The 11,256-nt window shown below is 70.4% G+C and carries 11 protein-coding genes and 2 pseudogenes; 8 read left to right on the forward strand and 5 right to left on the reverse strand.

All coding sequences use genetic code 11. The features are described 5' to 3' along the window. On the reverse strand, positions 1-235 hold a 235-nt coding region (locus IE318_RS45955), incomplete at its 3' end, for a hypothetical protein (protein ID WP_229904193.1). 262 nt (positions 236-497) lie between these two features. Between IE318_RS45955 and IE318_RS43455 the strand changes: the two genes are divergently transcribed. Continuing rightward, positions 498-1,208 carry an SDR family NAD(P)-dependent oxidoreductase gene (locus tag IE318_RS43455; protein ID WP_189908349.1) on the forward strand — a complete coding sequence of 237 codons (711 nt, stop codon included), beginning with the start codon at positions 498-500 and terminating at the stop codon, positions 1,206-1,208. A 130-nt stretch (positions 1,209-1,338) separates the two neighbouring features. On the opposite strand, the gene IE318_RS43460 is transcribed toward IE318_RS43455, so the two are convergent. Both IE318_RS43460 and IE318_RS43465 read right to left on the reverse strand, forming a co-directional pair. Then, positions 1,339-1,686, reverse strand: a complete 348-nt coding sequence (locus tag IE318_RS43460) for a GNAT family N-acetyltransferase (protein ID WP_189908350.1) — start codon at positions 1,684-1,686, stop codon at positions 1,339-1,341. A 21-nt stretch (positions 1,687-1,707) separates the two neighbouring features. Then, a pseudogene (locus tag IE318_RS43465) lies at positions 1,708-2,548 on the reverse strand (pirin family protein); the annotation flags it as partial. Here IE318_RS43465 and IE318_RS43470 point away from each other — a divergent pair. Further along, positions 2,547-3,021: pseudogene (locus tag IE318_RS43470) on the forward strand (carboxymuconolactone decarboxylase family protein). The pseudogenes IE318_RS43465 and IE318_RS43470 sit on opposite strands and share 2 nt — an antisense overlap. A 25-nt stretch (positions 3,022-3,046) precedes the next feature. On the opposite strand, the gene IE318_RS43475 reads toward IE318_RS43470, so the two are convergent. Then, entirely contained in the window at positions 3,047-3,946 is a 900-nt protein-coding gene (locus IE318_RS43475) for a LysR family transcriptional regulator (protein ID WP_189908352.1), read from the reverse strand. A 131-nt stretch (positions 3,947-4,077) separates the two neighbouring features. Here IE318_RS43475 and IE318_RS43480 point away from each other — a divergent pair, with 131 nt between their 5' ends. From IE318_RS43480 to IE318_RS43505, 6 genes are all read left to right on the forward strand, one after another. Then, positions 4,078-4,956, forward strand: a complete 879-nt coding sequence (locus IE318_RS43480; protein WP_229904194.1) for an NAD-dependent epimerase/dehydratase family protein — start codon at positions 4,078-4,080, stop codon at positions 4,954-4,956. Positions 4,957-5,062: 106 nt separating this feature from the next. Then, complete coding sequence (locus tag IE318_RS43485; protein ID WP_229904195.1) at positions 5,063-6,100, forward strand: DMT family transporter; 1,038 nt, start codon at positions 5,063-5,065, stop codon at positions 6,098-6,100. A 97-nt stretch (positions 6,101-6,197) separates the two neighbouring features. Continuing rightward, positions 6,198-7,568 carry an amidohydrolase family protein gene (locus IE318_RS43490; protein ID WP_189908354.1) on the forward strand — a complete coding sequence of 457 codons (1,371 nt, stop codon included), beginning with the start codon at positions 6,198-6,200 and terminating at the stop codon, positions 7,566-7,568. Positions 7,569-7,722: 154 nt separating this feature from the next. Then, the gene (locus tag IE318_RS43495) at positions 7,723-8,397 is read left to right on the forward strand and encodes an SDR family oxidoreductase (protein ID WP_189908355.1); all 675 of its coding nucleotides are present in this window, start codon (positions 7,723-7,725) and stop codon (positions 8,395-8,397) included. After that, positions 8,394-9,413: an MsnO8 family LLM class oxidoreductase gene (locus IE318_RS43500; protein WP_189908356.1), complete on the forward strand. Its 1,020-nt coding sequence runs from the start codon at positions 8,394-8,396 to the stop codon at positions 9,411-9,413. The genes IE318_RS43495 and IE318_RS43500 overlap by 4 nt, the downstream gene beginning before the upstream one ends. Positions 9,414-9,462: 49 nt before the next feature. Further along, a complete protein-coding gene (locus tag IE318_RS43505) occupies positions 9,463-10,116 on the forward strand; it encodes an NAD(P)H-binding protein (RefSeq protein ID WP_189908357.1) in 654 nt (217 codons plus the stop codon). A 134-nt stretch (positions 10,117-10,250) separates the two neighbouring features. Here IE318_RS43505 and IE318_RS43510 read toward each other — a convergent pair whose 3' ends face one another. Then, complete coding sequence (locus tag IE318_RS43510) at positions 10,251-10,739, reverse strand: hypothetical protein (protein WP_373311448.1); 489 nt, start codon at positions 10,737-10,739, stop codon at positions 10,251-10,253. Positions 10,740-11,256: the final 517 nt, after the last annotated feature.

The raw sequence follows: 11,256 nt of genomic DNA on the forward strand, positions 1-11,256 counted from the left end.
ACGGTAGGTCAGGGAGTCCGGCCTCGAACACTCGCGGAGACGCAGCCATACGGTTGCGATCCTCGGCTGCCCCGGAGCCCCAGAGGACGATCACCACCGGAAACGACGGCGTGCCATCCGGTGTCGGTGTTACCAACCGCCAGAGGGCGTCCGCACCCATTTCCCGGGTCAGGTATCGGTGGTTGCGATCCTCGGCCGTTCCGCCGGATTGGCCGCCACTTGCCAGTTGGGTCATGCAGGCGGGCATCGTCGTATCCCTCCGCCACGAGCCTGCGCGGGTGCGGTTCACCGTCCGCCGCGAGACGGCGGGGACCTACCCCGTCGGGATCGGACCGCTGACGGGAAGCTTCATCGTGCGGCGGTGAGCGCCGCAGTCGCCCCGTGGGTCATTTGACGGATTCCCCGGCACCAGCGATCGACGACTCTTGCCGTGTCTACAGACGCCGCCCCCGACAACCGGTCGAGGGCGGCACCGTTCAGAACCGACAGGAGCAGTCATGAGCAACGATCAGAAGGTCGCCGTCATCACCGGCGCATCGCAGGGCATCGGCGCCGAGCTGGTGAAGGGCTACCGGGAGAAGGGCTACCGGGTGATCGGGACCTCACGGTCGATCAAGCCGTCGGAGGACCCCGAGTTCCTGACGGTGCCGGGGGACATCGCCGACCCGACGACCGCGGCCCGGGTCGTCACCGAGGCGCTCGAACGGTTCGGCCGCCTCGACACCCTCGTCAACAACGCCGGTGTGTTCATCGCCAAGCCGTTCACGGAGTACACCACCGAGGACTTCACTACGATGCTGGGAGTGAACCTGCACGGGTTCTTCCACATCTCCCAGGCCGCCGCGGAGGCGATGGCCAAGCAGGGCAGCGGGCACATCGTCACCATCACCACCACCCTGGTCGACCACCCCATGGCGGAGGTCCCCTCCGTGTTGGCGTCCCTGACCAAGGGCGGGCTCAACGCGGCCACCCGGTCCCTCGCCATCGAGTACGCGTCCAAGGGCGTGCGGGTGAACGCGGTGTCGCCCGGCATCATCAAGACGCCGCTGCACCCGGCCGAGGCCCACGAGACGCTCGCGGGACTGCACCCGGTCGGTCGCATGGGGGAGACGAGCGACATCGTGGACGCCGTGCTCTACCTGGAGTCGGCCAGCTTCGTGACGGGCGAGATCCTGCACGTCGACGGCGGCCAGAGCGCGGGTCGCTGATCCGGATCGCCAGGAACGGACCCGGTGCGGCCCCTCGCCCGGTGGACGCGACGCTGTCTGGCGGTGCGCCTCCTGGCACACCGCCGAGCGGCGCCCGCGATCGGTCACCCGACCGTCCGCGGGCGGTGCGTCATGTCAGCTCCGCCTGGATCCACCGCACCACGTCCGGTGTCACGGGGTCGGTGATGTCCGCGAACTCCTCGTGCTTCTCGAGGAACGCCTTCACGTAAGGGCAGACGGGGACGACTCGCCTGGCCGTCTCCCGCACGTCGCCGAGGGCCTCGCAGACGAGTCGGGACGCCAGTCCCCGCCTGGAGAACGCCTCGTAGATCTTGGTGTGGTAGAAGACCCGCTGCTGTTCACCGCGGTCCCGGTAGGCCGCGAAGCCGGCGGTCTCGCCATTGACCTCTATCTCGTAGCGGAACCGGTCCGGCACGTGGCGGACGGTGGGAACGATGGAGGATGCCTGCTCTGTCATCGCGCGTCCTTCGAGGCCGGGGCGGGGTTCCTGCGGGGGGGTGAGGGTGGCGTTGGGGAGTGCGGGGGCGGGAAGGCGGTCGCCTGGACATCCCTCGACCCGGCCGAAGCGGTCGGAGGCGTTCTCCCAGGCTTCGCGGGCCCGGACGATGTCGTCGTGGTGCGGCCGATGAAGTTCCACCACATGACGATCTCCTCGCCGAAGGGGGGCCCGCACAGCAGTACCAACCGTGTGGCGTCGGGTCCCTCGTTGGCGACGGTGAGCTCGGCGCATCCGGGAGCGGCGTAGCCGAGCTCGGCCGGCTTCAGGACCGTGCCGTTCAGGAGGACGTCACCGGTGTCCACCAGGAGGCCGTGCTCGAACTCCGGGTCGACGTCGAGTGTCACCGTGGCGCCCGGCTCCACGGACAGTTCCGCACCGAGCAGGGGCGTGAAGGTTCGCACCGGGGAGATGCAGCCAGCCAGCGTGCCGAGGAAGACACGGGCAGTGCCGCCGTCGAGCCGCACCGGGTCGGGTACGTAGTGCTGGAAGTCCCTGGCGGCGTCGCGATGTGCGTCGGGCAGCACCACCCACAACCGAACGCCGTGCAGAATCGTCGTTCGCGAGGTGGACACCTCCGTGTGGCTGATCCCGAACCCGCCGGTCATGAGGTTGAGCTCGCCAGGCCCGACAAAGGCGTGGCTGTCGCGGTGTTCGATCTCCCCGCTGAAGAGCCAGCCGACCGTCTGCAGACCTGTATGCGGGTGCGGTGCGACGTCCATGCCGCCCGTCGCGGACACGTCGTCGGGCCGTAGTGGTCGGCGAAGCACCAGGCTCCGATCAGCGTGCGGGCGCGCTGGGCCAGGGTGCGCCGCACCGGCATGTCCCGAGGACCGCCGAGCGGGACCTGCCGGACGGTAAGCACCTCGACGGCCGAGGATGCCACCTCGCCGGTCGGTCCCGACGCGGCGGCCGCTGCCGGGCTCGACCGGACGCTTGTGGAACTGGTCAACCTGCGTGTGTCCCAGCTCAACGCCTGCGCCTACTGCCTGAACCTGCACACCCGCGCCGCCCTGCGAGCGGGCGAGACCACCCAACGGCTGGGCGTCCTGGCCGCCTGGCGCGACACTGAGCTATTCACCTCCCGGGAACGCGCCGCTCTCGCCCTGGCAGAGGCCACCACCCGCCCCGCGGACGCCGGCGCCCAGACCGCGGCCTACGCGGAAGCCTGCGCCACGCTCTCCTACGACGAGATCTCCGCGATGATCTAGGTCGCGATCACCATGAACGCGTTCAACCGGGTCTCGGATGAGCAAGCACCCGGTCCGTGAGAGCCCGGCGGTTCCCGTGCAGTGATCTGTGCGCGACCTCGTTCGCCTGCTCAGAAGACGCGATCGCGGCGGACGTGGTGCGGGATCAGGTCGAGGAAGGCGTGCAGCGCCCGCGTCGGTGGGCGCGTCGCCGAGGCGACCACGTTGAGCGTCCAGGAGAGCCGGACGTCCACGAGGGGGACGACACGCACGGCGCCCCCGGCCGCCTCCGCGAAATCCGGGGGCAGCAGGGCCACGCCCAGGCCGTGCGCCACGTAGTCCGCAATCGTCGTGATGTCCGAGACCTCGATCAGGACGCGCCGGGACAGCTCCGCCCTCGTGAACGCGTCGTCCACGAGCTGGCGTTGCCCGAATCCCGTGGGCATGTCAACGAAGGACTCGTTGGCTATGTCCCTCAGCCGCACGTCGTTCCGGTCGGCCAGCCGATGCCCGGCGGGAACCAGCAACTGGATGTCGTACCTCTTGATGCCTCTGGCCCTGAGGTGCTCGTCACGGATGTCGGCGCCCACGAAGGCGACGTCGATGTGGCTTTCCTTGATCCTCTCGATCAGCCCGGAGGTTCCCCGCTGGGAGGTCTCGGTCCGCAGTCGGACCTCGGGGTGCCGCCGGTGGAAGTCGCCCGCCAGGGCGGGCACATCGATCACGGTCAGTCCGCTGAGGACGCCCACGGTGAGGCTGCCTCGTAGCCCAGTGGACAGCGGCTCCACCGCGGCCCGGGCCCGGTCGAGCGCCTCGATCGCAGTGCGTGCCTCGGGCAGGAACGCCGAACCGGCCTCCGTCAGCCTGACCGACCGTGTGGAACGGACGAGCAGTTCGGCCCTCAGCTCGTGTTCCAGGGCCTTGATGCCGGCCGACAGCGTGGACTGCGTGACGTGCAGCCGCTGGGCCGCCCTCGTGAAGTTCAACTCCTCGGCGACGGTGATGAAGTACTCCAGCCGTCTCTGGTCCATCGCCCCTCATTCATCGGCAATCCCGATTAGGCATTCGAAAACATTCGTTGGACACGATAGCCGGATGGAGTGACCGTTGTCCGTGCGGGTCACCGGCCCGCCCACGGAAACGTCAGTGAAAGAGGATGACCATGCGTGTACTGCTCACCGGCGGCAGCGGCTACATCGGAGCCTCGGTTCTCGACCGGCTCGTCTCCGGAGGGCACCAGGTGACCGCCGTGGTCCGCTCCGCAGCGAAGGCCGACCTGGTGCGAGGCAGGGGCGCGGAGCCGGCGATCGCCGACCTGTCCGACGGCAACGCCCTCCACGAACTCGCGGCCGCGAGCGACGGCGTGATCCACGTGGCCTCGCCGGGCGACGAGACCAGTCCGACCGCCGACGAGATCGCCGTCACGAGCTTCCTGCGCGCCCTGCGGAACACGGACCGGCCGTTCGTGCACACCACCGGTGTCTGGGTGCACGGCAGCGGTTCCTCGATCACCGAGTCGACCCCCATGAACGCCCCGCGGCTGACCGCCTGGCGTGTGCCGCTCGCCCAGCTCGTGCGCGAAGCGCAGGGCGTTCGCACATCGGTGATCGCGCCGGCGGTGGTGTACGGGAAGGGCGGCGGCCTGCTGAACCTCGTCGCCGCCGGTCCGCGGACCGCGGGGAACGCTCCGGCGCTCACCATGGTCGGGCCCGGTGACCAGCACTGGAGCACCGTGCACGTGGACGACCTGGCCGAGCTGTACGTGCTCGCGCTGGAGAAGGCGCCGGCCGGCTCCTACTTCCTCGGTGCCAGCGGCGTGAACCCGACCGTGCAAGAACTCACCGAAGCGGTGAGCCGTTCCGTCGGCCTGGCCGGACGGGTCGAGGCCGAGCCCGTCGTGCAGACGCTCGACCGGCTCGGCCTGCTCGGCGAGGCACTCCTGCTCGACCAGCAGGCCTCCGGCGAGACGGCCCGGCGGGTGCTCGGCTGGTCGCCCCAGGGGCCGTCGGTCCTGGAAGACATCGCGCGCACGGAGTTCTGAAGCGCGCCCGCGCTTCGGGCTCCGCGGACAGACGGGCCCGACCGGCCGCCACCGGCCGGACGACCGGGTCCTGTCCGGCCGCTCCCCTCCCCTGAAGGAATTCGACATGAGCACTCCCACCGCACCACCTGGATCAGGCCGGCGTCCCGCCGGACCCGGTGCGCAGCCATCGGGATCCACCCACCCGTCCGCTCCGCGCGGTGGTTCCCTGGCCGTCGTGGCGGCCATCGCCGCCGGCATGGTGGTACCGATACAGGCACGTCTCAACGGCGAACTCAGTCATCGCCTCGACGACGGCATCGCCGCGGCGGCGATCAGTTTCTCGGGCGGACTCGTCCTGCTGTCCATCCTCGCGGTCTTCTCGCCAGGGCTGCGGGCCGCCCTGCGCCACCTGGCCGGGGCCGCCCGGGACGGCCGGCTCCCCCGCCGGTACCTGTTGGCTGGTGTACTCGGCGGCACGTTCGCCCTGGCCCAGTCCACCGCCGCCCTGGTCACCGGCATAGCCGTGTTCACCGTGTCGGCCATCGCCGGCCAGACTCTCGGCGGTCTGATCGTGGACGCGCGGGGCATCGGCGGGGGCCTCAGGCAGCGCCCGGGCGGGGCACGGCTCACGGGAGCGGCCGTCATCCTCGTGGCCGCCGTCGTGTCCGCCCTGCCCCGCTTCACCGACACACCCTCTCCCGCCACCATCGTCCTGCCGGCCCTCGCCGCGATCGCCGCAGGTTTCCTGCTCGGCGTACAGCAGGCCCTGAACGGGGCGTCGACCGCCGCGTCGGGCTCGCCACTCGCCGCGACCTGGCTCAACTTCTGCGTCGGAGCGGTGTTCCTCATCGCCGCCTGGGCCGTGAAGAGCCTCGTCCAAGGCACGTCGGGCCACCCGCTGCCCACCAGCTGGTGGGTCTACCTCGGTGGCCTGTGCGGTGTGGTGTTCATCGGGGCCTCCGCGTTCCTCGTGCGCCGGATCGGTGTCCTGCTGCTGAGCATGGCCTCGATCGCGGGGCAACTGGCCAGCTCGATCGCCCTGGACTTCCTGGTCCCGGCCGGCGGTCGATCCCCCTCCGCCCTCACCGTCCTCGGCGCGTTGCTCACCTTCGCCGCCGTCTGGATCGCCTCCCGGCGCCCGCGTGGCACCACCGGGCAGTGATCCACTCTCGCGTCCCGACCGGACGCCGACCTGAACCACCGTCCCCCACCACTGGACAAGCAACACAGTGCCGCCCACGGCACGAAAGGAACCACAGGTGTCCCAGAACCAGCCGCAGAACAAGGAACGCATCCTGATCAAGGGCGCGTACCTGCTGACGCAGGACGACAAGCTCGGCAACTTCGTGGGTGATGTCCTCGTCGCCGATGGCAGGATCCTCGAAGTCGGCCGGAACCTGTCCGACGACCGGGCCCGCGTCATCGACGGCACGGGGAACGCCGTGCTGCCCGGCTTCATCGACACCCACCGCCACAACTGGCAGGGGGCGCTGCGCAACCTCGGCCCCGCCTGGACCTACCAGGAGTACCGCAGCCAGGTGCAGATCGGTCTCGGCCAGTACTTCGAGCCTCGCGATGTCCACATCGGCAACCTCGCGGCGGACCTGATGTCCCTCGACTCCGGGGTGACGACAGTGCGGGACGAGTCCCACATCAGCAACAGCCCCGAGCACTCGGACGCGGCGATCGCGGCGCACTGGGAGTCCGGTATCCGCGCCGTCTTCGACCACGGGTGGCCGTCGACGGAGGCGGAGCAGTGGCAGTTCGGCAGTGACCGCACGCACCCCGACGACATCCGGCGCATCCGCAACGAGGTGCTGTCCGACGACTCGGCGCGGGTCACACTGAACGCGATGCTCCGCGGACCGGAGCTGTCCACTCCCGACGTGGCCGAGCAGGACATCCGGCTCGCCCGGGAGCTGGGTCTGCGGATCAGCATGCACGTGGGACTCGGTGAGTGGGGGGCGCAGCAGCAGGCCGTCCGGCAGCTGGAGGAGTCGGGGCTGCTGGCCTCGGACATGACGTTCATCCACCTGTGCACGTCGACCGACGAGGAGCTGAGGATGCTGGCCGCACGCGGGGCGACCGCGTCCGTGGCCGGTGCCCTGGAGGTCTTCATGCCGGGCCTCGGCCAGCCGGCCACCAACCGGCTGCTGGCCGCCGGTGTCCGTCCGAGCCTGAGCGTGGACACCGAGACGATCGTCAGCGGTGACATGTTCGGCGTCATGCGGGCGACGCTCGCCTACCAGCAGCTGATCCTCGCCGGCGCCGCCGGTCCGATGGACCGCGTCCCCGGCCTGCCGACGTTCGACGCCGCCGATCTGCTGTCCTTCGCGACCATCGAGGGCGCGCGGGCCGCGGGCATCGACGACCGCACCGGCAGCCTGACCCCGGGCAAGGAGGCCGACCTGATCATGTTCCGCCTCGACCACGCCAACATGCTGCCCGCCACGGACGTCGCGGCCACGATCGTCGCGGGCGGCCACGCCGGCAACGTCGACCTGGTCGTCGTGGCCGGTGACGTCCTCAAGGAGAACGGCGTGCTGAAGGGCGGGGACGCCGTCTTCGACGAGGCCGCGGCCTCTCGTGACCGGCTGTTCCACGCCGCCGACCTGCCGCTCCCCGCCTGAGCCGACCGGCCGCACGCGAACGCGAACGCCGGCCGACTGACGGATGCGCGTCACGGGGGCGCGCCGGAAGCTGCTCCGACAGGCCTCCGGCGGGCCCCCGTGGCCCCAGACGTCCCGCACCCCGACGCACTCACCCGACAGGAGCGCAGGAAACATGACCACAGTGGCCATCATCGGAGCCCATGGAAAGGTCGGCCGGCGGCTGGTACGCCTGCTGGCACAACGCGGTGACAAGGCGATCGGCATCGTACGTCGCGCGGAGCAGGTCGGCGCCATCGCGGAACTCGGGGGCACCGGCGTGCTCCTCGACATCGAGTCCGCGGCGGTGGAGGAACTGGCCGAGGCACTGGCCGGGGCCGACGCGATCGCCTTCTCGGCCGGAGCCGGCGCCGGATCCGGCCCGGTACGGAAGCGGACAGTGGACTACGGAGGCTCGGTACTGACCCAGGCCGCCGCTCCGCTAGCCGGTGTGCGGCGTTTCATCCAGGTGTCCGGGATGGGCGTCGACGACCCCGTCGCCCCTGACGCCGGGGACTGGGCGGCGTACGTCCGTGCGAAGAGTGACGCGGACCGGCGGCTCCGGTCGAGCGGATTGCAGTGGACCATCCTGCGCCCGGGCGCGCTCACGGACGCACCGGGCTCGGGCCGGGTCCGGCTGGCGAAGTCGACGGGCCCCGGCTCGGTGTCCCGGGACGACGTCGCGGCACTGATCGCCGCCTGCCTCGACGACCCGGCGAGCGCCGGGCACCAGTGGGAGGTACGGGAGGGCTCCGCACCCGTCGCCCAGGCCGTGTCGGAGCAGTCGCGCACGACGGGCAGCGCGTCATGAGGCTGTCCCTCGTCGAACTGGCCGCCACTGCCGCGGACCAGTCCCAGACGGATGCCTTGGAGTCCGCGCTCGCGACCGCCCGGCACGCGGATCGGATCGGACTGCACCGAGTCTGGTTCGCCGAGCACCACACCACGGTCGGCGTCTCCTCCCACAGTCCGGAGATCCTCATCGCCGCGGCGAGCCGGGAGACGCGGCGGATACGGCTGGGCTCCGGCGCCGTCCTGCTCAACCATCACAGCCCGCTCCGCGTCGCGGAGTCGTTCCACCAGCTTGAGGCGATGGCTCCCGACCGGGTCGACCTGGGCCTGGGCCGGGCGACCGCCGGACCCCTCATCGACCTCGCGCTGCAACGCGATCGCCGGTCGGAACCCGCCGACGACTTCGACGCGCAGGTCGCGGAGATCCTCGCCTACTACCACGGCGGTTTCTTCGCCGACGACCATCCGCTCCGGCAGCTCCGGCTCCCGCCGACGCCCGCGAACGCGCCCGAGACGTGGATCCTGGGGTCGTCGGGGAGCAGTGCCGGACTCGCCGCCGCGCTGGGCCTCGGCTACGCCTTCTCGGCGTTCATCAATCCGCGGTCCGCCGCCGCGGCGCTGCAGGCATACCGCGAGAACTTCCACCCCGCTGCCTACGGACCGGAACAACCGGAGGCGATCCTGTCCGTCAACGTGGCGGTCGCCGACACGGACGCCGAGGCCAGCCGACTGGCCTGGCCCTTCCGCGCGTTCCGGCAGCAATTGGGCCGGGTGGGCGTCGCCGCGGCCGCTCCCCGCCTCGCCGAGGCCGAGCGCATGCTCACCGACGCGCAGAAGGAAGAGCCCACCGTCATCGTCGACGACCGCTGGCCCCTGCAACTCGCCGGTTCGCCGTCGACCGTGCGTGACGAGCTGGAGAAAATGATCTCCGCGAGCGGCGCCACCGAAGTCATGATCCATGACCTGATCACGGAGCAGGAAGCACGCCTGCACTCGCACGCGTTGCTCGCCGAGGCCCTCGCCGTCACTTCCTGATCACCACCAGCGCGGTTCACACCGCAGAACCACGCGAGAAGAGGGAACCATGCGCATCCTCATCATCGGAGGGTACGGACGCGTCGCACGCCTCATGGTGCCGCGTCTGGCCGCCCGGGGCGACGACGTGATCGCCACCGTTCGCCGACCGGAGCAGTTCGCCGAGGTGACACGGCTGGGAGGCCAGCCGTTCCTCGCCGACCTGGAACACGCGGTGCCGAGCGACCTGCTGCCGGCCTTCTCCGGGGCCGACGCGGTCGTCTTCGCTGCCAGCAGTGGCGACGGCACGGAGGAACAGCTATGGGCCGTCGACTTCTGCGGTGTCACGACCGCCGTCGCGGCCGCCGAGCTGACGGGCGTCTCCAGGTTCGTGCACATCTCCACCCTGGGCGCGGACGGCCCTCTCCCCTCCTACGTCGGTGGACCGTGGTGGGAGGCGTACTTCGGCGCCAAGGCCAAGGCGGACGCGGCGCTCGCGGCATCCCGCCTCAACTGGACGAGCGTACGCCCCGGTCTGCTCACGGACGAGAACCCGTCCGGCCGGATCCAGGTCGGCGACCGCCTCGACTACGCGCCGGTCACCCGCGCCGACGTCGCCGACACGATCATCGCGGCACTGTCCGCGCCCAGCACGTACCGTCGTGCCTTCGACGTCGTCGGCGGCACCCGGCCCATCGACGAGGCGCTCGCGGGCCTGCGGTGAGCGACCGTGCGGCCCCGATGACTTGAGCCGGACGGCCCGGCTGGGCCCCGTCAGGTCTGTGGACGCAAGGTCAGCAGGCATACGCGGACCTGACGAAGCCTGCCGTCGATGCCCGTTCGGCTGCGGCCGGTTGGTCAGGTGGCGGGTGCGAGGTAGGGGAAGAACAGCGTCGGAGGTGCATCGACGGCGTCCTTGCCCAGATCGATGCCCAGCGCGCTGTTGGTGGCGAGGGAGAACATGACCTCACCGGCGTTGTCGTTGAGAGTCCGGCCGTGAACCCCGCGAACCCGAACACCGCAGGAGTACCGATGGTGTAGGGAAGGATGTTCGGAAGAATGCGGCCGGCGACCGCCTGGCCGTAGGCGTGCGGATCGGAGGTGGTGCGCCCGCACGTCGACGACCGCGGCGACCCGGTCGGTGATCTCCTGAGCGAACGTGGCGATGTCCTTCTCCGGGGCCGTCTGGTTCAAGCGCTCGGCGAGTTCGTCGTCGAACTGCGCGAAGATCGGAGAGACCAAGTCCTCGACGGCGTCACCCATTCTGTCGATCTTGAACTCGTATCGGGCTTCGGGATGTAAACCGTTCGGCGTCTCCCGGGCCGCGGCATCGGAGGACACGTTCATCACGAAGACTGTGCCGTGTTCGCCTCGGAACACATACGTGTCGGAGATGTTCAGCCGGGCGTCGGCCCGGTCCGCGGGGGAACCAAGGTGATGGGGCATGGCGTGACTCCAGACGCTCTGTGACGACGCCCTAGAAGAGCCGAGCGGCGACGCGCATCGCTGCGCGGCTGCCCGGCCGCCTGCACCACACGCTAAGCGCGGTGATGGGCAGTTGCACGGGGCCGGATGGGGCAGGCCGGGAGCGCCCGTCGCAGACCGGAACTGTTGGCCCACCGCAGGAAGTACTGAGGAGTCCCGGGCAGTCACGTGACAGATGCGGCGACCTGACTGCGCACAAGAGGGTGAGGCATGTGAAACGCCGACGGCGAGCACGGCTCAAGGGCCCTGCGGAGCCGACGAACCGGAGGAGACGTGTCGCCCGTGCGTACCGAGCCGACCATCACAGACCTCGAGTGGACCGAGTTGGACCAGCGTGCGGTGGACACCGCGCGCGTCCTGGCCGCCGATGCCGTACAGA

The organism is Streptomyces spiralis (assembly GCF_014654675.1).
In the GTDB taxonomy this organism is placed as follows: domain Bacteria; phylum Actinomycetota; class Actinomycetes; order Streptomycetales; family Streptomycetaceae; genus Streptomyces; species Streptomyces spiralis.

Bases quoted from the DNA above. Each gene is read 5' to 3' on its own strand.
- IE318_RS43455 (WP_189908349.1), top strand. From the start codon at position 498: ATGAGCAACGATCAGAAGGTCGCCGTCATCACCGGCGCATCGCAGGGC.
- IE318_RS43460 (WP_189908350.1), bottom strand. From the start codon at position 1,686: ATGACAGAGCAGGCATCCTCCATCGTTCCCACCGTCCGCCACGTGCCG.
- IE318_RS43475 (WP_189908352.1), bottom strand. From the start codon at position 3,946: ATGGACCAGAGACGGCTGGAGTACTTCATCACCGTCGCCGAGGAGTTG.
- IE318_RS43480 (WP_229904194.1), top strand. From the start codon at position 4,078: ATGCGTGTACTGCTCACCGGCGGCAGCGGCTACATCGGAGCCTCGGTT.
- IE318_RS43485 (WP_229904195.1), top strand. From the start codon at position 5,063: ATGAGCACTCCCACCGCACCACCTGGATCAGGCCGGCGTCCCGCCGGA.
- IE318_RS43495 (WP_189908355.1), top strand. From the start codon at position 7,723: ATGACCACAGTGGCCATCATCGGAGCCCATGGAAAGGTCGGCCGGCGG.
- IE318_RS43500 (WP_189908356.1), top strand. From the start codon at position 8,394: ATGAGGCTGTCCCTCGTCGAACTGGCCGCCACTGCCGCGGACCAGTCC.
- IE318_RS43505 (WP_189908357.1), top strand. From the start codon at position 9,463: ATGCGCATCCTCATCATCGGAGGGTACGGACGCGTCGCACGCCTCATG.
- IE318_RS43510 (WP_373311448.1), bottom strand. From the start codon at position 10,739: ATGAACGTGTCCTCCGATGCCGCGGCCCGGGAGACGCCGAACGGTTTA.